Source organism: Actinomyces qiguomingii, assembly GCF_004102025.1.
GTDB lineage: Bacteria > Actinomycetota > Actinomycetes > Actinomycetales > Actinomycetaceae > Actinomyces > Actinomyces qiguomingii.
Genome location: NZ_CP025228.1, coordinates 1,234,413 through 1,260,592, shown reverse-complemented (window position 1 = coordinate 1,260,592; position 26,180 = coordinate 1,234,413). Strand labels below are relative to the sequence as shown.

27 protein-coding genes are annotated in these 26,180 nt (G+C 67.7%); 6 read left to right on the top strand and 21 right to left on the bottom strand.

Features of this window, described 5'->3' with window-relative positions; translation table 11 throughout:
• The first annotated feature begins 83 nt into the window (after positions 1–83).
• From CWT10_RS05160 to CWT10_RS05150, 3 genes are read left to right on the top strand one after another with little or no spacing between them, the layout of a single operon-like run.
• Positions 84–989 carry a sensor histidine kinase gene (locus tag CWT10_RS05160; protein ID WP_128683293.1) on the top strand — a complete coding sequence of 302 codons (906 nt, stop codon included), beginning with the start codon at positions 84–86 and terminating at the stop codon, positions 987–989.
• Positions 982–1,650 carry a response regulator gene (locus tag CWT10_RS05155; RefSeq protein WP_103063896.1) on the top strand — a complete coding sequence of 223 codons (669 nt, stop codon included), beginning with the start codon at positions 982–984 and terminating at the stop codon, positions 1,648–1,650. Before CWT10_RS05160 ends, CWT10_RS05155 begins: the two co-directional genes overlap by 8 nt.
• Before the next feature lie 34 nt (positions 1,651–1,684).
• Entirely contained in the window at positions 1,685–2,758 is a 1,074-nt protein-coding gene (locus CWT10_RS05150) for a 1,4-dihydroxy-2-naphthoyl-CoA synthase (protein WP_233188283.1), read from the top strand.
• Here the strand turns inward: CWT10_RS05150 and CWT10_RS05145 are convergent.
• On the bottom strand, positions 2,749–3,294 hold the full coding sequence (locus CWT10_RS05145; protein ID WP_103063898.1) for a hypothetical protein: 546 nt from the start codon (positions 3,292–3,294) through the stop codon (positions 2,749–2,751). The genes CWT10_RS05150 and CWT10_RS05145 overlap by 10 nt on opposite strands.
• Before the next feature lie 181 nt (positions 3,295–3,475).
• Here CWT10_RS05145 and CWT10_RS05140 point away from each other — a divergent pair, with 181 nt between their 5' ends.
• Positions 3,476–4,063 carry a YagU family protein gene (locus CWT10_RS05140; RefSeq protein WP_103063899.1) on the top strand — a complete coding sequence of 196 codons (588 nt, stop codon included), beginning with the start codon at positions 3,476–3,478 and terminating at the stop codon, positions 4,061–4,063.
• A 75-nt stretch (positions 4,064–4,138) separates the two neighbouring features.
• On the opposite strand, the gene CWT10_RS05135 is transcribed toward CWT10_RS05140, so the two are convergent.
• The 4 genes from CWT10_RS05135 to CWT10_RS05120 form a co-directional block, all read right to left on the bottom strand.
• Positions 4,139–5,053, bottom strand: coding sequence for an ABC transporter ATP-binding protein (locus CWT10_RS05135; protein ID WP_103063900.1), 915 nt, complete (start codon positions 5,051–5,053; stop codon positions 4,139–4,141).
• 2 nt (positions 5,054–5,055) lie between these two features.
• Positions 5,056–6,147 carry an ABC transporter permease gene (locus tag CWT10_RS05130; protein ID WP_174721937.1) on the bottom strand — a complete coding sequence of 364 codons (1,092 nt, stop codon included), beginning with the start codon at positions 6,145–6,147 and terminating at the stop codon, positions 5,056–5,058.
• The gene (locus CWT10_RS05125; protein ID WP_103063901.1) at positions 6,144–7,355 is read right to left on the bottom strand and encodes an ABC transporter substrate-binding protein; all 1,212 of its coding nucleotides are present in this window, start codon (positions 7,353–7,355) and stop codon (positions 6,144–6,146) included. The genes CWT10_RS05130 and CWT10_RS05125 overlap by 4 nt, the downstream gene beginning before the upstream one ends.
• Before the next feature lie 421 nt (positions 7,356–7,776).
• Positions 7,777–8,685, bottom strand: coding sequence for a 1,4-dihydroxy-2-naphthoate polyprenyltransferase (locus tag CWT10_RS05120; protein WP_233188293.1), 909 nt, complete (start codon positions 8,683–8,685; stop codon positions 7,777–7,779).
• A 459-nt stretch (positions 8,686–9,144) separates the two neighbouring features.
• Here CWT10_RS05120 and CWT10_RS05115 point away from each other — a divergent pair, with 459 nt between their 5' ends.
• Complete coding sequence (locus CWT10_RS05115) at positions 9,145–9,705, top strand: zinc ribbon domain-containing protein (RefSeq protein WP_174721936.1); 561 nt, start codon at positions 9,145–9,147, stop codon at positions 9,703–9,705.
• A 144-nt stretch (positions 9,706–9,849) separates the two neighbouring features.
• On the top strand, positions 9,850–10,407 hold the full coding sequence (locus CWT10_RS05110) for a mycothiol transferase (protein ID WP_103063903.1): 558 nt from the start codon (positions 9,850–9,852) through the stop codon (positions 10,405–10,407).
• A 48-nt stretch (positions 10,408–10,455) separates the two neighbouring features.
• On the opposite strand, the gene CWT10_RS05105 is transcribed toward CWT10_RS05110, so the two are convergent.
• The 16 genes from CWT10_RS05105 to CWT10_RS05030 all read right to left on the bottom strand — a co-directional run bounded on the left by CWT10_RS05105 (position 10,456) and on the right by CWT10_RS05030 (position 26,105).
• Positions 10,456–11,622 carry an N-acetylglucosamine-6-phosphate deacetylase gene (locus CWT10_RS05105; RefSeq protein ID WP_233188295.1) on the bottom strand — a complete coding sequence of 389 codons (1,167 nt, stop codon included), beginning with the start codon at positions 11,620–11,622 and terminating at the stop codon, positions 10,456–10,458.
• 203 nt (positions 11,623–11,825) lie between these two features.
• On the bottom strand, positions 11,826–13,073 hold the full coding sequence (locus CWT10_RS05100; RefSeq protein WP_103063905.1) for a DNA glycosylase AlkZ-like family protein: 1,248 nt from the start codon (positions 13,071–13,073) through the stop codon (positions 11,826–11,828).
• A 65-nt stretch (positions 13,074–13,138) separates the two neighbouring features.
• Positions 13,139–13,834, bottom strand: a complete 696-nt coding sequence (gene nucS / locus CWT10_RS05095) for an endonuclease NucS (protein WP_103063906.1) — start codon at positions 13,832–13,834, stop codon at positions 13,139–13,141.
• A 119-nt stretch (positions 13,835–13,953) separates the two neighbouring features.
• Positions 13,954–14,826: an SDR family oxidoreductase gene (locus CWT10_RS05090; protein ID WP_103063907.1), complete on the bottom strand. Its 873-nt coding sequence runs from the start codon at positions 14,824–14,826 to the stop codon at positions 13,954–13,956.
• Positions 14,827–15,965: 1,139 nt separating this feature from the next.
• On the bottom strand, positions 15,966–16,367 hold the full coding sequence (locus CWT10_RS05085) for a DUF2550 family protein (RefSeq protein WP_103063909.1): 402 nt from the start codon (positions 16,365–16,367) through the stop codon (positions 15,966–15,968).
• Positions 16,368–16,376: 9 nt separating this feature from the next.
• Entirely contained in the window at positions 16,377–16,727 is a 351-nt protein-coding gene (locus CWT10_RS05080) for a F0F1 ATP synthase subunit delta/epsilon (RefSeq protein WP_103063910.1), read from the bottom strand.
• Positions 16,727–18,181, bottom strand: coding sequence for a F0F1 ATP synthase subunit beta (gene atpD / locus CWT10_RS05075; RefSeq protein ID WP_103063911.1), 1,455 nt, complete (start codon positions 18,179–18,181; stop codon positions 16,727–16,729). The genes CWT10_RS05080 and atpD overlap by 1 nt, the downstream gene beginning before the upstream one ends.
• Positions 18,182–18,256: 75 nt before the next feature.
• Positions 18,257–19,201: a F0F1 ATP synthase subunit gamma gene (locus tag CWT10_RS05070; RefSeq protein WP_103063912.1), complete on the bottom strand. Its 945-nt coding sequence runs from the start codon at positions 19,199–19,201 to the stop codon at positions 18,257–18,259.
• Between the two features lie 5 nt (positions 19,202–19,206).
• Positions 19,207–20,838, bottom strand: coding sequence for a F0F1 ATP synthase subunit alpha (gene atpA / locus CWT10_RS05065; protein ID WP_103063913.1), 1,632 nt, complete (start codon positions 20,836–20,838; stop codon positions 19,207–19,209).
• Between the two features lie 85 nt (positions 20,839–20,923).
• Positions 20,924–21,748, bottom strand: coding sequence for a F0F1 ATP synthase subunit delta (locus tag CWT10_RS05060; protein ID WP_103063914.1), 825 nt, complete (start codon positions 21,746–21,748; stop codon positions 20,924–20,926).
• Positions 21,745–22,329, bottom strand: a complete 585-nt coding sequence (locus CWT10_RS05055) for a F0F1 ATP synthase subunit B (protein WP_103063915.1) — start codon at positions 22,327–22,329, stop codon at positions 21,745–21,747. Before CWT10_RS05055 ends, CWT10_RS05060 begins: the two co-directional genes overlap by 4 nt.
• A 14-nt stretch (positions 22,330–22,343) precedes the next feature.
• Positions 22,344–22,550 (bottom strand): ATP synthase F0 subunit C, encoded by a 207-nt coding sequence (atpE, locus tag CWT10_RS05050; RefSeq protein WP_103063935.1) that lies wholly within the window; start codon positions 22,548–22,550, stop codon positions 22,344–22,346.
• Between the two features lie 65 nt (positions 22,551–22,615).
• Positions 22,616–23,443 carry a F0F1 ATP synthase subunit A gene (gene atpB / locus CWT10_RS05045; RefSeq protein WP_103063916.1) on the bottom strand — a complete coding sequence of 276 codons (828 nt, stop codon included), beginning with the start codon at positions 23,441–23,443 and terminating at the stop codon, positions 22,616–22,618.
• A 324-nt stretch (positions 23,444–23,767) separates the two neighbouring features.
• Positions 23,768–24,214 (bottom strand): hypothetical protein, encoded by a 447-nt coding sequence (locus CWT10_RS05040; protein ID WP_174721935.1) that lies wholly within the window; start codon positions 24,212–24,214, stop codon positions 23,768–23,770.
• Between the two features lie 44 nt (positions 24,215–24,258).
• Positions 24,259–25,425 carry an MraY family glycosyltransferase gene (locus CWT10_RS05035; protein ID WP_103063917.1) on the bottom strand — a complete coding sequence of 389 codons (1,167 nt, stop codon included), beginning with the start codon at positions 25,423–25,425 and terminating at the stop codon, positions 24,259–24,261.
• Positions 25,422–26,105 (bottom strand): L-threonylcarbamoyladenylate synthase, encoded by a 684-nt coding sequence (locus CWT10_RS05030; protein WP_103063918.1) that lies wholly within the window; start codon positions 26,103–26,105, stop codon positions 25,422–25,424. The genes CWT10_RS05035 and CWT10_RS05030 overlap by 4 nt, the downstream gene beginning before the upstream one ends.
• Positions 26,106–26,180 lie beyond the last annotated feature (75 nt).

Genomic DNA, 26,180 nt, shown 5'->3' with positions numbered 1-26,180 from the left:
AGCACCACGCCCTCAAACCGGAAGAGCCCCTTTTACTCCCTGACGCATACCTCGTTTGGACACCAGTTCTCGCCTACGTGGTGGTGATTGACCTCATTGCGCGGCGACGAGTACTCGTCGCCGTCGCGGTCTTCCTCACCGTCCACATCACCCAACTCCCATGGGCAGATGCACCCTCGGAGATCCTCGCTCCAATGGCGCTCTGGGCGGTGATCTGCGCCGGTGTGGGGCTGCTACTCCAATGGGCAGGCGGGCGAATGAATGCACTTGAGCGGGAGGCCAAGGCGTCTCGCGAGGCGGCCGATACGCTCAACCGCCAACTGCGCCGTGACATGGCCGACACCCTGCACGACGACCTCGCTGCGGACCTGACTCACCTCCTGATCCTGACTCGCCGGCTGCGGGAGGCGGTCCCGGAGCACGATTCCGAGGCCGCCGCCGTCGAGGCGAACGCGCGGAAGTCGCTCGTTCACCTGCGCGCGCTCATCGACAGCCTCGCGACATCCCCGCCTTCCCAGGCCGAAGAACCCACCATACCCGAACTCATCGACACCAGCAGGAAGGCACTTGCGCAGCGTTCCATTACCCTGGACGCGGATCTCGTGGACGTCGAACGCCTCCTACCACGGTACGGTCCGCAGGCGGTTCGATTGCTCGAGGCACTCATTCGCGAGTGCACCGTCAATGCACTCAAGTACAGCGACGACGGCGATCTGCTCTCGCTGGTAGTCGAGCCGACCGAGGAACACCTGGCGATCACCTTCACCGCGCCCTGGCGCGACCGTGAAGTCCCCACCGAACTCCACGGCGGACACGGCCTGTCCACCCTGGCGAGCCGTTTCGAGAAGGCCGGTGGCGAACTCGTCGCCAGTAGGGTGGGTGAGTCTTGGACCGTCCTGGCAACCATCCCGATCGCCCCATCCTCACTCCATACTGAGAATCCCGACAGCACCGAACTGCCGGAACGCACGGGAGCGTCCCATGTCTGACGTAACCCCATCGCTGCGGATCATGATCGTGGACGACGATCCGCTCATCCGCACCGTATTCGCCGAGCAGATCGATGCGCAGCCGACCGTCGCCGTCGTCGCCACCGCCGAGAACGGGATGACCGCACTGGAGCTGCTGAGCCGCGGCAATCTGGAGATCGACGTGGCCCTCGTCGACATCGACATGCCCGGGCTGAGCGGCCCCCAAACCGCGCGCGCCATCATTCAGAGCCATCCCGGCATCGCGGTCGTCATGTTCACCGTATTTCGGCGTGAGGACGCCCTCAGAGATGCCCTTGCCGAGGGAGTCAGCGGATTCATAACCAAGGACGAGCCACCGGAGGCGGTCGCCCACGCCCTGGTACGCGCCGCCCGGGGCGAGCCCGTCATGTCCACCCGCCCCACCGAGCTGCTCGTCGAGGCCTACCGGGTGCAGCAGGACCGGAGCGATGCCGTGCGGCAGGTGCAGGCCGCAGTCGAGAAGCTGCCGCCGCACCTCCAAGCAGTCCACGCCTGCCTGTTGCAGGGCTTGACCAACAAACGGATTGCGACTCGCCTGAACCTCTCACAGAACACGGTCCGCCTTTACGTGTCAGATGTGCTCCGCGAGCTCGGCTACAACTCGCGCACCGAACTCATGGCCGCCTACATCACCGGCTGACAAGATCGGTACGCCGCACCCTTACCCTGTGTGCATGACCGACCACTGCCCCACCGCATCGTCGCCCCACCCGCTGCCGCAGCGGGTCTCGGAGATCTTCGATCCTCTCTGCTGGCGCGACGTCGCCGGATTCGCCAACCGCGGCGACGGCCCGGGCGCGCTCACCGACGTCACCTACCACCGCGGCTGCGAGCGCGACGCCGACGGCGCCTGGGTGCGCGACCTGCCGGTGGCGCGGGTGGCGCTAGACCGCCCCGAGTTGCGCAACGCCTTCCGCCCGCACACCGTCGACGAGCTGTACCGGGTCCTGGACCACGCGCGCATGAGCGGCGACGTCGGTGCCGTCATCCTCACCGGCAACGGCCCCTCCCCCAAGGACGGCGGTTGGGGATTCTGCTCCGGCGGCGACCAGCGGGTGCGCGGCCGGGACGGCTACCTGTACGAGAAGGCGGGCGACGACGTCGAGCATGCTTCCCCCGTTAGCGAGGCCGCGCCTACCGACAACCACTACGCCGCCGTCGCCGCACAGCGAGAGCGCCTGGACGCCGCCCGGGCGGGGCGATTGCACATCCTGGAGGTGCAGCGGCTCATCCGCACCATGCCGAAGGTCGTCATCGCGGCCGTCTCCGGCTGGGCGGCCGGCGGCGGCCACTCCCTGAACGTGGTCTGCGACCTCTCGCTCGCCTCCGCCGAGCACGCCCGCTTCAAGCAGACCGACGCCGACGTGGGCTCCTTCGACGCCGGCTACGGCTCCGCCCTGCTCGCCCGGCAGGTCGGGGACAAGCGGGCCCGCGAGATCTTCTTCCTGGCCCGCACCTACGACGCCGCCACCGCCGAGCGCTGGGGCGTGGTCAACGAGGCCGTCCCCCATGCCGAGCTGGAGGAGCGCGCCCTGGAGTATGCGCGCATCGTGGCTGGCAAGTCGCCGCAGGCGATCCGCATGCTCAAGTACGCCTTCAACCTGGCCGACGACGGCCTGGCGGGCCAGCAGGTCTTTGCCGGGGAGGCCACCCGCCTGGCCTACATGACCGACGAGGCCGCCGAGGGCCGCGACGCCTTCCTTGAGCGCCGCGAGCCGGATTGGTCGCCGTTCCCCTACTACTTCTGAGCGTCCGTGCCCGGCTCCGTGGCCGCCTGGCAGCGCCTCTTAGCCGCGTCCGCACGCGCCCACTCACAGGCCGCCCAGACCTGTTCCAGCCGAGCCTCGACGGCCTGACGCGCGACGGCCGGGTCGTCGTACTGCTTCATATTCTCCAGTCCGCGTATGCGTACACGCCCAGACGAGGTGTAGTAAACGGCACGATGGTGAGGGCGTCTGGCCAGACGCCGCTTCTCGACAACGAGGAGTTCCTCGCGCCGACGCGGCCAGGGCAGGTAGTCCCTGGCAATGTGCATGCCGCGTTCAGTCACCTGCACGCTCCGGGGCGACAGCAGAAAACGGTGGGCGCCATACCAGGCGGCTCCAAGCGCCGCGAAGTAGCACAACAGTACGAATGCCCCCGTGGCCGCCACGTCCACAATGACAAAGAGCGCGGAGAGCATCACCGCCAGCCGCAGACCACACACCAGAACGACCGCCAGGATGGCACTGACAACACCCAGTGCGGTTCCGCCGTGCTCATCGTCCCTTTGGTAGTAGATCACACCTTTACCCTATGCGCTTGCTGGAGTTGTGTTGACGAGTTCGACGCCCGCCTTCGCCGCCGGGTCGCTTGGACACCGGCGCTACGCCGTGAAATCGTTGGTCGACCCCGATGAGCACGCGCCGAGGGCGCCTGCTCATCATCGCCGCGGCGACCCCGCCGCAATACCCGGAGGTTCCCACATGCCCGCCTGGATCACCCACCTGCTCGGCTCGACCGAGCCGTCCCGCCGCCGCCTCGGCGTGGCCACACTCGTCGGCCTGATCGCCGGCGCCTTCTCCGCCCTGGTCAAGTTCGGCTGGGAGGTACCCTTCCCGCCGCGCACACCCGGCATCCGCTCGGACACGAACCCGCCCCAGGCCATGCTGGAGTGGTTCGGCATGTCCCCGGAAACCTCGCACCTGACGATCACGTTCTCCAACAACGAGCTGCCGATCATGTCCTTCATCGTGCACTTCAGCTTCGCGATCGTCTTCGGCCTGATCTACTGCATCGCCGCCGAGTACTTCCCACGGATCAAGCTGTGGCAGGGTGCCGTCTTCGGCGTCTTCGTGTACGTGGGCGCGCACGTGATCGTCATGCCCCTGCTGGGCTGGGCACCCAACCCCTTCCCCTGGATCGATGGCGCCCAGACCTGGTCGGAGCACTTCTCGGAGTTCTTCGGCCACATCGTGTGGATGTGGTCCATCGAGATCGTGCGCCGCGACCTGCGTAACCGCATCACCCGCGAGCCCGACGCGGAGTTCGCCCTGGAGGCTGCCACTCGCTGAGTGAGCCCGCGCGCTTCTCGACGACGGCGCCCGTCCCGACTCTCCTGCCGGGGCGGGCGCCGTCTGTGGTCCCGGTCAGCGGCCCAGAAGCGCGAGGATGTGGCGCCGCAACCGCTGGAACTCGGCAGTGGCCTCGTCGCTCCCCAGCCCCTCGGGCACGCGAATGTCCTCCACCACGTGCGCGGGCCGCTCGGAGAGCACGATGACGCGGTTGGACAGGCGCAGCGCCTCCTCCACGTCGTGGGTGACCAGCACCGCCGTGAAGCCCTGGGAGGCCCACAGGGAGGCGATCTCATCCTGCAGGGTCAGCCGGGTGAGCGCGTCGAGCTTGCCGAAGGGCTCATCCAGCAGGAACAGGCGCGGACGGTTGACCAGGGCACGGGCCAGGGCCGCGCGCTGCGCCATACCACCGGACAGCGTGGTCGGGTAAGCCTCGGCGAAGTCGCGCAGCCCCACCACTTCCAGCGCCGCCTCGACCCGCCGCGGCTCCGTGCGGCCGCGCGCCTGCGGACCCAGAGCGACGTTCTCCCGCACCGTGCGCCACGGCAGCAGCGTGGCGTCCTGGAAGGCCAGGGCCCGCTCGGGGGCGGTGCCGGTCACGGCCTCGCCGTCGACGACTACACCGCCCCGGCCGGGGATCTCCAGACCCGACAGCAGGCGTAAGATCGTGGACTTGCCGCAGCCGGAGGGGCCCACCAGGGAGACAAACTCACCCGGCGCGATGTCCAGGTCGATGCCGTCCAGTACCGGCAACTGATCCGGCTTAGCGGCCTCGGCCGCGTGGCGGGCACGGGCGGCGGGAGAAACCAACCGCATGAGGGCCGGCACCCAGCCGTGGTCTACATCGTGTCGCAGCGGGTAGTGGTGGCTGATACCGGTCAGGCGCACCCGCGCCCCGCGGCCGGTGGGGACGGTGGCGGGAGCGTACGCGGTGTCCGCCTGGGATGACGCAGAAGTCGCGGCGGCAGCGGAGGGTGTCGAAGCAGTCATCGTTACCACCTCACCAGGTTCTGCTGCCAGGCCAGCAGCGAGGAGCGCAGTTTGAACAGCAGAATCATCAAGGCGCGGCAGAAGATGATCAGTACCGCCAGGCCCACATACATGCGCGGGTAGTCGGCCCACCCCTTAACCCAGTTGATGTACCAGGCCAGCCCCTGGTCGACCCCCACCAACTCCGCCGTCATCAGCGCCGCCAGGCTCGTGCCAAGGCCCGTGAACAATCCGGTGAGCATTTCGGGCAGGGCCGCCGGAATGGCGATGCGACGAACCAGGAAGGACTCGCCGGCCCCCAGTGTGCGGGCGACGTCGAAGTATGAGCGCGGGACCGCATGCACACCGGCACGGGTCATGGTCGCCATGGGGAACCAGGCCCCGAAGGCGACAATGAAAGCAGCCGATGTGTACGTCGTCGGCAGGATGAGCACCGCCAGCGGCAGCAGTGAAGCCGCCGGAACCGGCCCAACCGTCTGCAGCAGCGGATGCAGCCAGTAGTCGGCCCTCCGCGACCAGCCCATGAGCAGGCCCGTGACGAAGCCGAGTACCGACCCGACGGCGTAGCCGGTCAGGAACAGCAGCGCGGAGGAGCCCAGGCAGCGCGCCAGCAGCGTCCAGTCGCCCAGGAAGGCCTCGATAAGCACCTCCGGGGCGACGAAGTAGGGCGGGTCCAGCAGCCCGGACTTCACCGTGGTCAGCTGCCAGACGATGAACCAGGCCCCAAAGAAGATGATCCAGGGCAGTCGGTGCGCGAGTGCCCCCGCGGCGGAGGTTCCCGGGCGAACCAGGGCTACCGCCGTCCACACCCCCAGCGCCACAAGCCAGGCGCCGACCAGCGCCAGCAGCGGCGTCGTGCTGGCCGTGCGCGCGTCGGCCGCGTCGGGCACCGCCGCGACGACGGCGGCATACAGGACCCAGATGGCAAGCGCCGCCCCGGCGAGCCGGCTCAGGCGGGCGCGCCGGTGTGCCTCCGCGGAGGGGCGCGGTGCCGCTGGGCGGTCGGGCGGCGTCGCAGCAGCATCGGCCGAGGCCGAGTCTTCAGCGGGGACGGGCTGCCCCGCCGCCGCATCCGTCTGTGCTTGGGCGCTCACCGGTTGATCCCCAGGTCCGTGTACACGGTGTCGGCGAGCTCGGCGGCACCAATGCCGGCGTCGATATAGCCGGTGAGCTTGAAGTCCTCGATGCCCGGTTCGATGGCCTCGCGGAAGGCAGTGGCCGAGGCCTCCCAGCCATAGGTCTCCAGCACCTGCTCCACCAGGGACTGCTCGGCGGCCACGTAGTTGTTGTCGACCTCGATCTTGGCGATCTCCCGGCGGTTAGCCTGCGAGGCCGCCAGGTAGTCCGACCCCTTCAGCCACGCCTCCGTCAGCGCCTTGGCGTCCTCGGGTCGGTTGGCCACGAAATCGCCGTTCAGGGCCACTGAGCAGCAGAAGGGCTCATCATCATTGGACTCGATCACATGGGCTGTGCCGTCGAATACGGGCAACAGCGGGGCCGGATCCGAGCCCATGATCGCATCGACGTCGCCGTTGGTCAGGCGTGTGCCCAGGGAGTCCTCGTCGATGGTGGTCCACGTGATGTCACCGTGCTCGGGGTCGACGTTGATGCCGGCCTTGGCCAGGCCGATCGAGAAGTAGGCGAAGGCCGAGGAGGCCAGGGAGGGGACGCCGATGGTGGCTCCCTTCAGGTCCGCGTAGGAGGAGATCGGAGAGTCGTTGTTGACCACCAGCTGCAGGCAACCGGAGTGGAAGCCGGCGGTCAGCTTGGCGTTGATGCCGTTGTAGATGGGCTCCAACCAGGAGAAGAAGATGCCGGGGGCGCCGATGTACTTCCCGGCGCTGAGGGCGTCCTTGGTGTCCTCGGTGCGCTGAGTGCGGGCCAAGGTGACGTTCAGCCCGGCGTCGTCGAAGTAGCCCTGGTGGTAGGCGGCGTAAAGCGGGGCGGCGCAGATGTCGCCGCCGATCACCAGCGGCAGCTGTTCGGCCGCACCTACAAGGCCGGAGTTGGTGCGGCGCAGCGTTAGCCAGGCGGCGCCGCCGGCTACGGCCGCAGCGGCAAGCCCGCCAACGGCGAGCAGGCGACGGCGCGACAGGTGAGCGCGCGCGCTGGCTGACTCGGTGGGCTCATTGGCATCATCGGAGGCTAGGATCGCGGCGGCGTTCTCGGCGGTGACTTCGCCGGCGACCGCGGCCTGTCCGACCCCGCCGGTTTCGGGGGCGGAGGCGTTCTCCGTGGGTGCGGTAGCGGCGTCGTCGGCGGAGTCCTGGCCTGGGGTGGGGGCGTTCTCAGGAGTGGACATTTGGGTCTCCTCAATACATTTGTGCGGGCGTCAGGAAGGCGAGTCGGCGGATGAGATAGAGGGGTGTCCGGGCGCGGGGGTATTCGCGGGGATACTGCCAGGCGTGGGGCGCGGCGCCGCCGTCGATGCTTCCCTGCGGGGAACTCACCGCCGTCTGCGGGGCTACCGACGGTCTTAGCCCGCTGTACCGGGGCTTTAGGACGGCAGGATCTCGAGAAGCGGGGTTGAGCGGAGAGCGTCGTCGTGCCTTAGGGACGGATTCAGAGCGCCTGGCAGCATGGACACACGCACCCACGACACATGACCGCGAGCGCCTGCGCGCTACCAGCGGTCCGGTTCATCGAGTGCGTGTTCGCCATACCAGGACGCTAACGCGCTCCTATGATGCGACGCAAACCTTTCCGCCCCGATCAGGCCAATCTCACGCCGCCGCGATCAATGCGAGTGCCAGGGCTCCGCCATAGGCGAGTTCGTACAGCCCGGCGTCGCGTAGTGCCGGAATGAGTGCGCGCCCGGTCGCCCCGGACAACACCGGCCGCAGCGTGCGGGCGGCCATGACTGCCAGCACCCCTACCAGAAGTGCAATAACGCCCGGCCAAGCCCATGACGAGCCGCCCGGTGCCCGCACCATCAGATCAGCGCGCGCCCACACCACGGCCACGACCGCCAGTACGACCGGCACCGTCACCATGACCACGAAGGCACCCCGGGCGCGGCGATCCCCCAATCGCACGGCCAGTGTCATCTTCCCGTGGCGCGGATCGGTAGTAATGTCACGCAGATTGTTGACCATAAGCAGGGAACAAGCGATCAGGCCGATGCCGCAGGCCGCAGGCCATAGCCACCCGGGCACGCCCCCGGCCTGCACATAGACGGTTCCGCAAGTCGCCATCAAACCGAAGAAGATGAAGACGAAAACCTCACCGAGTCCGGCGTAGCCGTAAGGATGCGAACCTCCGGTGTAGAACCACGCGGCCGCCACCGCTGCCGCCCCTGCCCCCAACAGCCACCACTGGCCGGCCAGGGCCACCAGCACGAGTCCGAGCACGCCGGCAAGGCCGAAGCAGCCGAAGGCCGCGTATTTTACCCTGCGCGGGTCGACCCGGCCGGAGGCGGTCAGCCGGGGAGGACCGGTGCGCTCGTCATCAGTTCCGCGTACGCCATCGGAGTAGTCGTTGGCCAGATTCGAACCGATCTGCAGCGCTAGGGCAACGCCCGCCGCCAGCAAGACTCGAGGCCCGGATACCGCCCCCAAAGCCGAGGCGGCGCCTGCTCCAAGGATGACCGGAGCGACGGCCGCGGGCAGCGTGCGCAGGCGCACCACCTCCATCCAGCTGGTGGCATCCGGCCCGGTGGTGGTCAGAGCGCCGCGGCTTTCGACTTCGCCGCCGCGCGCAGCCAACCCATCCCCGTCCACCGGCTGCTGCAGGCTCATGTCTCCCCCCTCACTCCCGGCGCGCTGAGCCTACCGTAGAACAGGTGTCACAGAATGCAGCACTTTCCCGAGCCAACGATTCCCTCCGTGCCGGCATTCCCCGTGATCATGCGGGTTTGGCCACGGTCGGCTCTCCCATGCGCAGGGAAAGTGCTGCATTCTGTGCCACCCGGGACCGTGCACTCACCTTCTGACCGACCTCTAACCCACGGACCTGCCGCATTCCGTGCCACCCGGGACCGTGCCCCTCACCCTGCACGTGGGCGCCGGCCCATTTCGTTCCTCGTTCCCGATTCGTGATTCTGTGAGCCATCGGTTAGAGTGAAGCGTCCTTCCCCAAACGGAGGCCCTCGCATGACTAACAGCCCGGTACCCGACCAGCAGTCGCCCTATCAGCAGTCCCCGTACACGAACAACGGCGGTCGTCCGCGCAGTTATGACGTGCCGACCTGGCGCAAGGTCGCCTACTACGGCGGGGCCGTGCTTCAGGGCGTGGGACTGATCATGTTCTTCAGCGTCTTCATCGTCGGCTTCAGCGTCTTCTCCGGATTCGGTACTTCAGACGCGGGCGAAAACATCGGCCGCATGTTCCGGTCCTTCCCCCTCTCGCTCGCCGGTTTCATCCTGATCGGGATCGGCCAGTGGATCCGACGCGTCGGCAAGGAGGGGCTGGCCGGCTCCGGCGTGCTGCTGTCGCCCCAGGGTGAGGCCCGCGACGCCGAACCGTGGAAGCGGTCGCAAGGCGCCCAGGATCAGATGCGGCTGGAAGAGATTCCCACTTTGGAAACGGCGCTGGGCGGCTCTTCACGGCCAGTGGGCTCCCCGGCCGAGGTGGTCCGGCTGCGTTGCCGCTCCTGCGGATACCTGGAGACCGAGGACGCCACCTTCTGTTCTCAGTGCGGCCAGCGTGTCTGAGGTCGCCTCGCCAGGACCGCGTCACCGAGGCCTGCCCACCGGGTCCTCCGCCCGGCCAGGCCACACCGGCAACTATCCAGAGCCTCGCATGGTCCCTCAGCACGGCCCCTGGTCACCCCGCCCACCCACGGCTACGGTGGAGTCATGAGCGAGCCCGCCGCCACTTCTGCATCCGCCGCCCCCTACATCGAGCTGTTGTTGGCCTCACTGGATCGCTCCCGCGAGCGCTTTGACCGCGCCTTGGAGGGCGTGAGTGTGGAGCAGGCCAACACTCAACCGGCTCCCGAACTGGCTCCACGCATCGACTCCCTCACTTGGTTGGCTTGGCATACCGCCCGCGAGATCGATATGCAGATCTCCGCCCTGGCCGGTGACGAGCTGCTGTGGACCGCTGGCGGCTTCAAGGAGCGCTTCGCGCTGCCCCTGCCCGATGACACCGAGGACTGGCGCCACACCCCCGACCAGGCGGCGCTTGTGCGTGTGAACGACCTTGATGCCCTAATCGAGTACCTTGACGCCGCCTATGCCCTCGCCCGTCACTACCTGGCGGCGCTGGCGCCGCAGGCGCTGGAGGACGTCATCGACCGCACCTGGACGCCTCCCGTCACCCGCGCGGTGCGGTTGGCCTCGATCATCGACGACGCCGCCCAGCACTCCGGCCAGGCCGTGTACACCCGCAGGCTGCTGGGACTGTCGGGCTGAATACCCCTGTATCTCTCGGTCAGTATCTCCCATTGCCTCTAGGCCGCGTCAGTCCACGAGCTCACCGCGGCGTATAACCGTTACCGGATTCAGGTCGGCATCGGTGACCACCACATCGGCCCACCCTCCGGGCTCGAGCGCGCCAACGGAGTCGTCACCAAGGATCTCCGCGCCCTGGCGGGAGGCGGCGAATACCGCGTCGACCAGATCGATCCCGCCTCGCCAAGTGTCTCGCACGACATCAATCAAGTGCGCCGTGCCGCCAGCGATGGCGCCGCCCTCGGTCAGGCGGGCGACACCGTCGGCGACAGTGACGGCCTGAGAGCCAAGCACATAATCGCCGTCCGGCATGCCAGCGGCGGCCATAGCATCGGTGATCAGGACGATGCTCTCCCGCCCCAGGGTTTCAAAGATATCCCGCACCATCGCAGGCGCGACGTGTAGGCCGTCGCCGATCAGCTCCACGATGCATTCACCGCGTGCGGCCGCGGCCAGGAACTCCGGTACGGGCCCCGGCCTGCGATGGTGCATGGGCCGCATGCCATTGAAGAGATGGGTGGCGGTGACTCGGGTGGAGCGCACCGGCTCACCGTTGTCCAAGCGAGCTCCAATGCGCGCCGAGGCATCGGCGAGGCCTGCTCGCACGGGAGCGGCCTCGGAGTCGGTGTGACCGAAGGACGGCAGCGCTCCGCCCTCGATCAGGGTTGTGATCACGCCGTCATCGCCGGTGATATGGGGTTTTTCCGGCGCAATGGTCATGGTGACCACGTGCCCGCGTCCCAGTTCGAGCAGCTCACGGGTCAGCGCGACATCGGGATCAATGATGTAGGTGGGATCCTGGGCGCCGCAGCGCTCGACGGAAACGAATGGCCCCTCGAAATGGATCCCAGCAAGTTCACCCGCATCACACAGGTCGGCCAGCATCCGCGCGCGGGCCCTGAGCACCTCCGGCGCCGCAGTGACGCAGGAGGCGACCAGGGTCGTCGTGCCGTGTCGACGGTGCTCCTTAACGGCGATCATGGCCTGCTCGGGAGTAGTGGCATTGGGAAATGACTGCCCACCGCCGCCGTGGCAGTGCACATCTACCAGGCCCGGCAGCAAGTAGCCTCCCCGAGGAGCTGTACGTGCGGCGCCCAGCAGGTCCGCCCAACCGGCCCGCGCCGCCTCGGCTGCCTCGCCGACCCAGCCGATGTGACGCCCGGCGATCACAACCATGCCGTCGTCAATGACATACAGCGGGGTAACCACCCTCCCGCGCAGGGCAAAGGGGGCGCCAACGGCTTCGGGTGGGATAACTGCCGGTGAGGAGTCAGCGGACGTGGCGGCGTTGCTCATGGGGCGAGCCTACCGCAACAACTCTGAACATCAGACGTCTGTTGTCTCACGGCACCAGCGCTTTGTCGGTCCGGTGGCACCGCTCATCCAAGCAGCCGGCGCTCCACACGCCGCACCGCCCGCTCCACCGCGGTCTCTAGCCGAGCCGAGCGGCGCGCGTCCTCGGCCCACAACAGCCCCTCCCCCACGGGCCGCACCGCCACTACGCGCCCGCGGTCCACCAGCAGCGGCCGGAACATGCCGTTGGCCGCCGGGCAGATCAGCCGCTCGCCGGCGGCGTCCGTCAGGCAGAGCCGGTCCTTGTAGCCCACATGCAGCTCGTCGAAGGAGGGCAGGAACAGAGTGCGGCCGACGGCGCGGCGACTGTTATCCAGCAACTCAGGCAGGTCGGCGCGCAGATACAGCACCTCACGCGCCGGCCTCGATTCTCCGGCTCCCAGCAGGCGCACGCTCCCCCGCAGCCCGCCCTCCGCGCAGGCACGCGCCAGTGGAACGCGGGCGGCCGTCAGGTCCGTCTGGTGGGCGGCGGCATTGGTGATCTCGACGGCGTCCTCCAGGGCACGGGTGGCCTGAGCAAGCGGCAGCGTGGTCCAGCGGGCCAGGTCGGCCGCCCTCACGGGCCCGTGACTGGTGGCGTACCGCCTGGCGATCTCCGCCAGGGCGGCGCGATGCCCGGCGGCGCCCTGTGCTACGCCCCCGCCGCCACCAGGCCCCGTGTCCGCGCCCGGCAAAGAGCGGGCGTCGATGACCAAGTGCTCATTGCCGCGCCTGGGGCCCTGCACGAGGATGCCCTCGCGCTGCAACCGCACCAGCAGGTGCCGCCGATGCCAAGAACCGGCGGCGGACGTCCCCCCGTTCAAGCCGCCATCAAGTAGGCCGATCTCCTGCCAGGCCTCAATCAACCGCGCGCGGGTCACCGGTCCCTCTTCCCCGATCAGTGCCAGCGCGGCATCGGCGGCGCGTCCTACGACGGAATCGTCAATACCTAGGCGCTCCTCGCTCTGTCGTGTCCAGGCGTCCGTGCGATGCATGAGCGCCACCCGCAGCCAGTGGTGATCGGCAGCGGTGGTGATGTGGACGGTGCCACGCATGGGCCAGGAGCGCACCAGTTGTCCAGCAGCGAAGGCGGCATCGACGCCGGAGCTCGTGGCGCCGTCGGCCCGGACAATCAGCGCATGCGGGACCGCGGAAGGCTGCTGCCCTTGCATGGCCAGCTGGCGGCGCACCGCCTCAACGACATCAGGGGCGGTGGTGGCGGGGACAAGCCCCTGGGCCAGGATGCGCAGGTAGGACATCTCGCGCGGGGCGGCGACAACGCGTGCGTCGGGCATGTACAGATGCTAAACGCTGGGGCGGTGGACAGTTCACGGGGCGCCTTATCGGCCACACAGTCCAATCAGAACAACCGTGAGGAGGGATCATCCAGGCCGCGCATGGCGTCGTAGTCCAGCACCACGCAGCGGATGCCGCGGTCCTCGGCCAGCACCCGCGCCTGCGGCTTGATCTGCTGGGCGGCAAGGATACCGCGCACCGGAGTCAGCAGCGGGTCGCGATCGAGCATATCCAGGTAGCGGGTCAGCTGCTCGACGCCGTCGATGCCGCCCACGCGCTTGACCTCCACGGCGAAGGCGGCGCCGGCGGCGTCGCGCACCAGCAGGTCGACCGGACCGATGGGGGTGGGATACTCGCGGCGCACCAGGCGGAAACCGGGGCCCAGTACCTCCACCTGCTCGGCGAGCAGTTCCTGCAGGTGGGCCTCGACCCCGTCCTTGGTCAGTCCGGGGTCGGCACCGAGATCCACGCTGGCGTCAGAGATGATCTCGAAGAGCCGGATTACCAGGCGGTCATCGGTCTTGGCGGCGGTCACCTCCCACCGGGCGGTGACGCCGGCCTCGGCGTCCTCCTCATCGGGGGCGACCTCGGCCAGCCGGGCGGGCGGGCTCATCCAGTTCAGCGGCTTGTAGGAGCCGCCGTCGGAGTGGACCAACACCGAGCCGTCGGCCTTGACCATGATCAGGCGGGTGGCCCGGGGCAGATGGGCGTCCAAACGGCCGGAGTAGTCCACGGAACAGGAAGCGATGACGACGCGCACCCCGGCAGCCTACCCGCACCCCGCATCCCTCACCCAGGTACCCCTACCCGGCGCTCCTCCGCCGAGGTCGGTAGAAGTAACCGCCGAGATCGGTCGATATGACGCAACAGCCGCGTTACTCAGTTCGCTCCGCCCGCCGACAGTGGCCCGTAATACCAGGAGGCCGTGACACCGCCGTCGGCCAGCACATCAGCGCCGTTGATGTAACCGGCCTCGGGCCCCATAAGGAAGCCAGCCAGCGCGGCGATCTCATCGGGTGTGCCCGCGCGTCCGGCCGGGGACAGCTCAAGCTGCTTGCGGTAGCCGGAGCCACGCGGACCCTCAAGCTCGTCGCGTGCCAGCGGCGTAATGACGATGCCGGGGCTGATGGCATTGATGCGGGCGCCGCGCTCACCCCAGGTGACAGCATTCGCCCGCACGCGCAGGCCGTTGGCACGCTTGGCTATCTGGTAGGCGTGCAGGGTGGAGGTGACGGCGCCGTCGGCGAGCAAGGGCAGTGCAAGCAGCTCGTCCACGGAGGTGGTCGCCAGCAGGGCGTCTTGCTCACGGGTGAGCGCGGGCATGCGGTAGCCGGACTGACTGGAGATGACGACGCCGGAGCCTCCCGGGGCGACGACCTTGCCGAATTCCTCCATCGCGACGGCGAAGCCGTACAGGTCTACCCGCAAAATGGTGGGGATATCGGCCTGCGACGGCGACACCCCGCCGGCGAGGATGACCCGGGTGACCGGCCCGAGCGAAGCGGCGTGCTCCGCCAGAGCCCGGGTCGAGACAGGATCTGCCAGATCCGTCGTCATCGCCTCGGCGCTGTAGCCGGCGTCGAGCAGTTGGTCGCGGACCTTTTGTGCATTCTCAAGCCGCAGGTCGGCAACGACGATCCGGCCTCCGTTGGTGACGCGACGGGTGATCGCGGTGCCGATGGCTCCGGCGCCGAACAGCGCGGATAAAGGGGGCGATGCCGTCCCGGTCTCGAACCGTGCTGGGAGCCTCATCAACCATATTGGGCTCTTGGGTTTGAGGGTGTGGCGGTTTGGGCGAGCGGAGTCGTGCTCGGGCGAACGAGGTCGTCTTCGGGCAGGCGGGGTCTGCTCGGGTGGGCGGGAGTGTTTTAAGTGTCGGGGTGGCAGTGGCTCCAGGACGCGAATTAGCCCTGCAAGGCCCGGGGTAGCCGTCGAGTACACACTGCCGAGCAGCGCTCTAGAGGGCCCGGGGACTCGGGTCAAACATGGTGCTATAGGCCAGCGTGTCACAGGGGCTGCTCCTATGGGCGCCACCACGACTTTGGTCGCGCCCTTGGATGAGGCGTGCTCAGGACGGCAGTAGCACCGCCACCCAAACAGCCAGAACTGTCACCGATGTCCTGAGACAGAACTGTCACCGATGTCCTGAGACATAACAGCGCGTTTCAGGGGGTCCAACGGCAGCCAGACGGTCCAACCGCAGACAGGTGGTCCATTGGTATACCGAACAGGGAACGCTCCCAGGCCAATGAGGAGGATCCCGACTCGGTGGGGAGACTCTCGGGCCGGCGGGGAGACTCCCGGGCCGTTAGGGAGGTTCTCGGGCCGGTGGTGTTGGCGGCCGGCGACGATTCAATGGAGTCATCCCAGTCATACCAGCCCCGCAGACGCGGGAACCAGACCTGTGGCTCTCCACGTATACCGGCCAGCGGTGAAAGCGCAGGTCCCGGCCCCCAACCGTGCGGCTGTCCACGTACACGAAGCCAGCGGGTCCCGCGGCTAAGGAAATACGCCTACCTGAACCCCAATCCTCCAGCTCGACCGCGCGCCTCCAGCCGGACCCCGATCCTCCAGCCCGACCGCAGTATCCCCAGCTCAACCGCCTGAAACTGCGTCTCGGGCGATCCAAGTACAGCTAGACGGTCCCAAGACGGTCCAAGCCACGAACCGTCGACACGAACCCACCAACCACCACCACTCGTCAACCCACCACACCCCCAAATACGAAGAGCCGGTTATACCGACCGAACTCGATGGTTATACCGACCGAACTCGATGGTTATACCGACCGAACTCGATGGTTATACCGACCGAACTCGATGGTTATACCGACCGAACTCGATGGTTATACCGACCGAACTCGATGAGGGGCGGGGCTGCAGTTGAAACAGCTAGAAGAGGGCGGGTTGGGAGGGGGCCGCGGACTCGATCCAGGCGACCAGCGCGGAATGCGAGTCTTCCACCATCGCCAGCTCGAAGCGCTCGCCACGGTAGCGGCATGGCACGTCCACCACGTGCCCGCCCTGACCGCGGTGGTGCACTGGACCGAGATCGAGGTGATCGCGCCTGAAGCGACGGCGGCGGCGTAACCCGAAGGAAACGAGCCTATGCCACTCCAGATCGTCATCGCCGAATACCGCAATGCCGCTGATCCAGCGCGTGCTCCCGTGCGGACGCAGCGCGCATTCGAAAGAACCGACCCGCCCGGCCAGCAGACGCAGCCGCAGGAGGAATCCTCCGGTGAGGGCGATGACCACTAGCGCCACGGCGACGACCACTTCCCACACCGGCATGTTCCCACCTCAGTCCCGTATACCTATGCCCGGAATCATGATGGTCTCTGCAAGGACGTCACTGACGGCGACACCAGAGTCGTTTGTCTCCGCCCCGGCGGCGTCCGCAGCCACGGTGACCACATCGCCGTCTACGGAGCAGAAGCCACCGGCCACCGGCACGGCGACCTCCTGGTCGCCGTCAGTCGGGGTGATGCGTACATTGCCGCGCCCTAGAACCGCCAGGATCGGCTGCCGCCCGGGCAGCACGCCGAGCTCGCCGTCGGGCAGAGGAACCGAGACCCGGGTGGCCGTGCCGGCCCAGGCCTCGCCCCCAAACCGGGAGACGACCTCCACCTTCAGACTGCGCTCGCCGGGCATCAGGCATCCACCATCTCTGCCGCGCGGCGCTCGAGGTCCTCGATGCCGCCGATGTTGAAGAAGGCCTGCTCGGGCAGATGGTCGTAATCGCCCTCGGTGATGCGGCGGAAGGCCTCAACGGTCTCCGCCAGCGGCACCGTGGAACCTGGCACGCCCGTGAACTTCTCCGCCATATAGGTGTTCTGAGACAGGAACTGCTCAATGCGCCGCGCCCGCCCAACGGTAACCCGGTCCTCCTCGGAGAGCTCATCAACACCGAGGATCGCAATGATGTCTTGCAGCTCCTTGTTCTTCTGCAGGATGGACTTCACGCGCGTGGCGACGTCGTAGTGCTCCTGACCCACATACTGGGGGGCGAGCAGCCGGGAGGTGGAGGCCAGCGGGTCCACCGCCGGGTAGATGCCGCGGGAGGCGATGTCGCGGGACAGCTCCGTGGTGGCGTCCAGGTGGGCGAAGGTGGTGGCCGGGGCGGGGTCGGTGTAGTCGTCGGCGGGCACGTAGATCGCCTGCAGGGAGGTGATGGAGTGGCCCCCGGCGGAGGTGATGCGCTCTTGCAGCTGACCCATCTCATCGGCCAGGTTGGGCTGGTAGCCGACGGCGGAGGGCATGCGGCCCAGCAGGGTGGAGACCTCCGAGCCGGCCTGGGTGAAACGGAAGATGTTGTCGATGAACAGCAGCACGTCCTGGTGCTGCACATCGCGGAAGTACTCCGCCATGGTCAGCGCGCTCAGCGCTACCCGCAGACGGGTGCCCGGCGGCTCGTCCATCTGCCCGAACACCAAGGCGGTCTTGTCAAATACGCCGGCCTCCCCCATCTCCCCGATCAGGTCGTTGCCCTCTCGGGTGCGCTCGCCTACACCGGCGAACACGGACACGCCCCCGTGGTTCTGGGCGACGCGCTGAATCATCTCCTGGATGAGGACGGTCTTGCCGACGCCGGCACCACCGAACAGGCCGATCTTGCCACCCTGCACATAGGGGGTTAGCAGGTCGATGACCTTGATGCCGGTCTCAAACATCTGCTCCTTGGGCTCGAGCTGTTCGAAGGTAGGCGGCTGGCGGTGTATGGGCCAGCGCTCGTTGATCTCCAGCTGCTCGCCCGCGGCGAGGTTGAGCGCCTCACCGGTGACGTTGAAGACGTGGCCCAGGGTGACGTCCCCGACAGGCACGGAGATGGGTGCCCCGGTGTCACGCACTTCAGTGCCGCGCACGAGCCCGTCGGTGGGCTTGAGCGAGACGGCACGCACGATGTTGTCGCCCAGGTGCTGTGCCACCTCGAGGGTGATCTCCTGAGCCTCGGTGCCCTCACCGGTGGCGTTTACGGCCACCTTCAGCGCGTTGTACATCGCCGGAATCGCATCCGGCGGAAACTCAACGTCGACGACGGCGCCGATGATCCGGGTGACGTGCCCGATGGCGGGGGCGGTGGTCCCTTGGGGGGTCGTGTCGGTCATAATGCGTTCTTCCGTATCCGTTCTGCCAGAAGCTGCGGGGCGGTGGCTGATGGGTTATGGTGCCGGGCCGGGTCGCTATTGCGTACCCAAGGCATCGGCACCGGAGACGATCTCAGTGATCTCCTGGGTGATATCGCCCTGACGGGCGGCGTTGGCCAGACGCGTGTAGCTGGCAATGAGGTCCTCGGCGTTGGCCGTGGCCGTATGCATGGCCTGTTGTCTGCTGGCCAGCTCGGAGGCGGCGGCCTGCAGCAGCGCATTGCGGATGCGGCTGCGCACGTAACGGGTGAGCAGGGCGTCCAGGACGGCGTCGGCGCTGGGAGAGAACTCGTACAGGGCCTGGGCGCCGGTCCTTTCGGCTCTGACCCGCTCGACATCGGCAGCCAGGTCCTCGCGGCTGAGCTCGCCGGGGCCGTCCATGTCCACGACCTTCAGTGGCAACATGCGTCGCACTTCCGGAACCTGCGAGACCATTGACACGAAACGCGTGAATACGGTGTGCACCTCCGCCACACCGCCAGCGTCGGGGCTGGACAGGAAGTAGTCCAGCATGACCGTGGCGACCTCCTCAATGGAGGCGTCACTGGGCCGGTCCGATTCACCGCTCCAGGCAAACTCCACGGGCCGGCCCCGGAAGGCGAAGTACGCGCTCGCGCGACGCCCGTAGGTGAACAGGACCGGCTCCTTGCCGGCCTCCACCAGTTGCTCAATGAGTCGCTCGGTCTCCCGCAGGATGGTGGCGGAGTAGGCGCCGGCCATGCCCCGATCCGAGGTGAGCACGAGAACGGCGACCCGTGAAGTGTCTTCGCGTTCCCGGGTGAGCGGGTGGTCCAGGTCCGCGTGGCTGCCGACTGCGGCGACGGCCTGGCTGAGGGCGTGGTCGTAGGGACCGGCCTCCTGGGCATGGCGGCGTGCGGAACCGATCCGGGAGGAGGCGATCAGCTCCATCGCCCGGAAGACCTTCTGCAGCGTCTGGGTGGACCGGATGCGCTGCTTGTAGATGCGCTGGCTCCCTGCCACGTCTGTCAGCCCCTCTTGACCACGATCTGCTCGGCGGTGTGCTCCGCCGGAGTCTCCTCTTCCGGCGCCTCGACCTCGCCGGAGAGCATGCGCCCGCCGGCCAAGTAGGTGGTACGGAAGGACTCCACGGCCCTACGCAGCGCCGCCTCGGTGTCCTCATCCAGACGGCCGGTTTCTCCTATGGTGGTGAGGATGTCGGTGTTGCGGCGCAAGTGGTCCAACAGGCTGCGCTCGAAGGGCAGAACATCCGCGACGTCGAGGTCATCCAGGTACCCGTTGGTACCCGCCCACACGGCCGCGACCTGCTCCTGGACGGGGTAGGGGGTGAACTGCGGCTGCTTGAGCAGCTCCATGAGCCGTTCGCCGCGGGTCAACTGCTGGCGGGTGGCAGCGTCCAGGTCGGAGGCGAACATGGCGAAGGCCTGCATGGAACGATACTGGGCCAGCGTGATCTTCAGCGTGCCGGCCACGTCCTTCATTGCCTTGATCTGGGCGTCCCCACCCACGCGGGAGACCGAGATGCCCACGTCGACGGCGGGGCGCTGGTCGGCGTTGAACAGGTCGGACTGCAGGAAGATCTGCCCGTCGGTGATGGAGATGACGTTGGTGGGGATGTAGGCGGAGACGTCGTTGGCCTTAGTCTCGATGATCGGCAGGCCAGTCATCGAGCCGGCCCCCAGCTCGTCGGACAGTTTGGCGCAGCGCTCCAGCAGCCGGGAGTGGAGGTAGAAGACGTCACCCGGGTAGGCCTCGCGGCCCGGCGGACGGCGCAGCAGCAGGGATACGGCGCGGTAGGCCTCCGCCTGCTTGGACAGGTCGTCGAAGACGATCAGCACGTGCTTGCCGCCGTACATCCAGTGCTGGCCGATGGCCGAGCCGGTGTAGGGGGACAGGTACTTGAAGCCGGCCGGGTCGGAGGCCGGGGAGGCCACGATCGTGGTGTACTCAAGGGCGCCGCGTTCCTCCAGGGTGGCGCGCACGGAGGCAATGGTGGAGCCCTTCTGCCCGGTGGCCACATAGATGCACCGCACCTGCTGGTTCGGGTCGCCGGTCTCCCAGGCCTCCTTCTGGTTCAGGATCGTATCCAGGGCGATGGCGGTCTTACCGGTCCTGCGGTCGCCGATGATCAGCTGGCGCTGACCGCGACCGATGGGGATCATCGAGTCGATGGCCTTTAGACCCGTTTGCAGCGGTTCATGAACGGACTTGCGGGCCATGACACCGGGCGCCTGCAACTCTAGGGCGCGCCGCCCCTCGGCGACGATCTCACCGAGACCGTCTATGGGACGTCCCAGCGGGTCCACGACGCGTCCGAGGAAGGCATCCCCCACCGGGACCGAGAGCACCTCACCGGTGCGGTGCACGACCTGGCCCTCGTCGATGCCGGAGTAGTCGCCCAGAATGACCACGCCGATCTGCCGCTCGTCCAGGTTCATCGCCAGCCCGGCGGTGCCGTCCTCGAAAGTGAGCAGTTCGTTGGCCATCGCCCCGGGCAGGCCCTCCACGTGGGCGATACCGTCGGCGGCGAAGACCACGTACCCGATCTCATCGGCGGCCACCTGTGCCGGCTGGTAGGAATCGACGAACTCCTCCAGGGCGGAACGGACGTCCTCCGCCGCGATGGTCAAGTCAGCCATCTGTCGTCTCCATTCGCTTCGCTGTGGCTTGCTGCAATTCTCGCAGCTGTTCGTTTGGCTTGTGTGTGCGGTGCCCGCGGGCCCGTCATCCGGTCAGGCTGGTGCGCAGCTGCGCCAGCGATTGACGCACGGTGTTGTCCATGACCAGGTCACGCACCACAACCCGCACGCCGCCGATCACCGCAGGATCGATCTCCAGGTTCAGTTCCACGTCAAATCCCAGCCGCCTGGCCAGGATCTGACGTAGTCGGGTCTGTTGCGCCGTCGACAGCGGCACCGCCGTGACGACGTCGGCAATGACCCGGTTCTGCATGGCGGCGGCCAATTCGGTCACGCGCCGCAAGTTGTAGCCCACCCCGCCGACGGCGAGCTCCGGCTGATGGCGCACACACCAGACGATCAGCGTCATCGCCGGGCCGGAGACGAGCGGAGCGAACAGACGCTGTGCCAGCCGCACCCTGGCGTCGGTACTCGTGTGCCGAGCCGGTTCCAGAGCCTGCCGGATCTCCTGGTTGCTGGCCACCTCACGGGCTACGGCCAGCACCTCCTGCTCGACGTCGTCGAGCGTACCGCTGGCCTGGGCGCCTGAGAGGATCGCCTGAATGCCGAGGTCGTGCAGTGCGCTGATCAGGTCGACCGCCCGCGACCAGCGTCCGCGCACCATTCCCTGCACGAGCTCCACCACGCGCGCATCCGCCCGCCCGGTGAACAGGCGGAAGGCAAGAGCGGACTTGTCATCCGGCTCCCGGTTGGGATTGGTCAGCGGCCCGCGCAAAGGGTTGGAGGCTATTTCGTGGGCGACGGCGAGAATCTGCTCGCCGAGCTCCTGCCCCTGCGCACCGGCGGCGACCAGGACGGGTGTCCAGGCCTGCTCGGTGAGCGCGCGGGTGGCGGAGGTGCCTGCTTTCACCGCACCGCTCCCGCTCTCGCGGACCAGGCGGGGCTAACCGGCGTGTGCTCGAGCTCGTCGAGGAAACGATCGATCACACGCCCGGACAGTTCGGCGTCGGCCAAATGCTCACCGACGAGTTTCTCCGCCAGGTCCGTGGCTAGCAGGCCGATGTCGGAGCGCAGTGAGATCTGAGCTGCCTGCTTGTCGGCCTGGATCTGCGAATCGGCGGACTCCATGGCCCGTGCGGCCTCAGCGGCCGCCTCGACACGGGCGTCGGCGATGATGCTGTCCGCCTCCGCCTGAGCCCGTTCACGGATCCTGGCGGCCTCCAGGCGGGCATCCTCCACCAGGCGGGCGGCCCGGGCGGCGGCGTCCGCCTGCTCCTCCTGGGCCCTTTGCGTCAGAGCCAGCCCCTCCTCGATCTTGGCGGTGCGCTCGTCGAGCACCGCGTTGAAGCGCGGCAGGGCGTACTTGATCAGGACGACGGCGATCACCAGGAAGCAGAGCGTGCCCCACACCAGGTCGGCCATATGCGGCACGAACAGGAAGATCCCCTCCGGGGCCCCGGCCTCGGCCGCCATGACGGCACCGGCAGTCATGCTGGTCACATCCGTCAGTTGAAGACGAAGCCGGCGGCGAAGCCCAGCAGACCCAAGGCCTCGATCAGCGCCGCACCAATGAACATGTTGGTGCGCAGCACGCCGGCCACCTCGGGCTGGCGGGCCGTGGACTCCTGGGTCTTGGCCACGACCATGCTGATGCCGAGGGCGGGACCGACGGTGGCCAGGGCGTAGCCGATCGTCGCGATAGATCCGGTGATTCCCATGTGTGGATTCTCCTCGTGTTGGTAGGTGCCGATACGGGTAGTGGGTGGTTGGACTGGGGTCAGTGCGTGTGCACCGAGGACTCTATGTAGACCGCGGACAGCAGGGCGAAGATGTATGCCTGCAGGGCGGCGACGAATGCCTCCAACAGGATGAAGACAATACCCGCCACAAAGGTGATCGTGCCCAAGACCTTCAGTTGGGCCGTGGCGTAGACGAACAGGGCGTTGGTGGCCAGGAAGCACAACGACAGCAACAGGTGCCCGGAGATCATATTCGCCATGAGACGGATGGTCAGCGTCAGCGGCCGCAGAATGAAGGTGGACAGGAACTCCACCGGCACGATCAGCGGATACAGGAATCCGGGCACACCAGCAGGCACCAGCGCGCTCTTGACGAACCCACCCACCCCGTTGGTGCGTATGCCCGCATACACGAAGGTGAGGTAGGAGGCCATGGCGAAGACCAGTGGCATGCCGACCACGCCGGTGGAGGCGATCTGCAGACCGGGGAGGATTCCGGAGATGTTCAGGAAGAACACCCCCAGGAAGATCGTGGTGATGATCGGGGCGTAGCGCGCACCGTACTTGTCCCCGAGGATCTCCACGGCAATGTTCTTGCGCACGAACTCCAGGATCATCTCCAGCACGTTCTGCATGCGTCCGGGCACGACCCTGGCCCGGGCGGCGCCGATGCCGAATACGGCTACCAGCACGAGCGTCATGATGATGCGCACCAGCATGACGCGGTTGAGCTCGAAGGGCGTGCCCGCCAGCGCGAAAGCCGCGGGGTAGAAGTCGTCGAGTGAGGGGGGCTCGAATCCGCCTCCATCGCTCGCCGCCGGTGCGACGACGGCCAAGCCGGCCGCCAGGGTCGCGCTCGTTGTCACCGGACCTCCTTGGGAGCGATTACTGACTGCGGGGAACTTGCGCCGAGTGCCACGGCCGCCTCCACAGGCATTCGCGGCGGCCTCCGGCTCGAAAGCCTGGAGGCCAGGTTACTCTCCCCACGAGGATAAGACCTTACCCGTCTTCGGCCCCGGCCGCACGCCCATACCACCGATGTCGGTCCGCCGAGGGCTCGAGTTCCACAGCCTCCGCGTCTGTGCCGTTTCGATGGCGGCCGGTGCACAGCATGGCACGCCACCGGGATCGCGCCCGCGCGGGATTTTGGGGGCCCACCCCGTGCGCACCTGCCGATCTTCCCGGAGCGCTTACGCGCGATCGTCTGCTGATTGATCAGTTGCATCGCCGTCCGCATCTAAACGCCCGGAAGGCGCATGGCTACCGGAGCCGAGCGAGACCACCTCGACGACCGTCACTGCTGTCATAACCGCTGCGAAGGCACCGAAGAACCAGCCCGGGGCCAGTGACTGCCGGTGCGCTCCAAGAAGCAGCACTACCCCGATCATCACCAGCACCTTCCCGCCGAAGGAGGCCATAACGCCGGTGGAGGCCAAAGTGGGGAAGCGCTCCCAGGGGACTAGCAGTGCGGAAACGGTGATGCCGGTCAATACCGCTCCGGTCAGCGACCCCCAAAATGCCCCTATCCAGGCGCTTCCGCCCGCCAGGGCGCCGGCACTCATGGCAATCGCGGTGAACGCGCCGCCGGTCCAGGCGACCCGCGTGGCGGTGCGGCGGAACAGGTACTGCTGGGACATGCGCTGCGACAAAGACCGCTTCCGGATCTGTTTGGAACTCCGCTTCAACGGCGACCTCCCCGAGAGTGCCGGGGACCGGCATGGCGGGCCTGGTGGGCGTGGCGGGCTCCCAGACGGCGCACCCACGCCTGGCGGACACCGGGCATCAGATCGATTGTGACCACCACGGCCAGGGTAACGCCGACGGCGGCTCCCAACAGCACCCGGCTCAGGGGGAAGAAGGCCATGGCCGCCACGGAGTAGGCGGCGACGGCGGCCCACACGTACATGACCAACACGGCACGACGATGGGAATGGCCTGCGGCGAGTAACCGGTGATGCATGTGCATGCGGTCGGGATGGAAGGGGCTGTGGCCGGCACGGGTGCGTCGCACAATCGCCATGATCATATCCATCAGCGGCAGCAGCAGCACCGCCAGTGGAATGAGCACGGGCAGGAACACGGGAACCGCGGTGGGGCCCTCGAGGGCTCCCGGGTCGATCTGGCCGGTGACGATGATTGTGCCGGCAGCGCTAATCAGCCCCAGCTGCATGGAGCCGGAGTCGCCCATGAAGATGGTGGCGGGATGAAAGTTGTGGGGCAGGAAGCCCATACACATGCCGATTAGCGCCGCCATGAGCGTGGCTGCCAGGGAGGTGTAGGACTCCGGGGAGGTGTGCCGGGTGAGCACATAGACGTACAGGAAGAATGCGGATGCGCCGATGCCGATGATGCCCGCGGCCAGCCCGTCCAGGCCGTCGACGAAGTTGACGGCGTTGATGACCGCCAGAACCACGATGATCGTGGAGAACAGCGACAGCCGTGAGGAGCCGATCGTCAGCCCGCCGACGGGAAAGGTGATCAGTTGGACTCCCTGCCAGGCCATTACCCCCGCCGCCAGCACCTGTCCCACGAGTTTGGTCATCCAGTCCAGTTCCCATAGGTCGTCGACGACGCCGAGCGCGCACACCAGTCCAGCGCCCAGCACCACGGCCCAGGCCGAGGAGTCAATCACCCGAGACAGGTAGGGAACCCGCGAGGCTATGACCATCGCCGCCAAGAAGCCGGCGAACATGGCCACGCCGCCCAGCCGTGGGATGGGAGTAGCGTGTACGTCCCGCGCCCGCACCGGGGTCAGCGCACCGCTGACCAGTGCCAGGTGGCGCACGATCGGCACAGCCACGTAGGTGACGGCCGCCGCGACCAGCATCACCAGCAAATAGACCTTCACGCGCCCACGCCCTCCAGTTGCTCCCGGGCGATTACGCCCTCACGCAGAACCTGAGGGGCCTGCGCGGCGGGCCCGACCAGGGAGACGATGGTGGAGGGAACCGGCCCGCGGGTAGGGCCGCCGTCCAGCAGCAGTATCGGCGCAACGGCGGCCGCGTCCACGACAGCGGCGTCCACGACGTCCACCACCCGTCCCGGGAAAGCGGCACGCACCCCGGCGGCGTCGGTGGCCGGAGGCCGACCCGTAGCATTGGCGCTGGTCACGGCCATGGGGCCGGTGGCGCGCAGCAGGGCCAGGGCTAAGGGATGGTCGGGCATGCGCACGGCCACGGTGCCATCGGTGTCCCCCAAGTCCCAGTCCAGATCCGGGGCGGCGTCCAGTACCAGGGTCAAACCGCCCGGCCAGAAGGCCTCCATGAGGGCGTGAGCGGCATCCGGAACATGGGCGGCGATGCCGTCGAGCCGGGCCGCCTCCCCGATGAGCACGGGCGGCGGCATGGCGCGGCCGCGGCCCTTTGCGGCCAGCAGCCGACAGACGGCGGCAGCGTCGTCGGCACGCACGCCCAGACCGTAGACGGTGTCGGTGGGAAGGGCGAGCAGCCCACCGGCGGCTACGTACGCGGCAGCCCTGGCGATCTGCTCGGGCATCGACTGCTGGGCCTGCTCTGTCACGTCCGCCATCCTCGCATGAATCACCCCGCCACGCGCACACGCACCTCGGCCGCCAGAGGCTTGGCGCCGGTTATAAAGGTGACC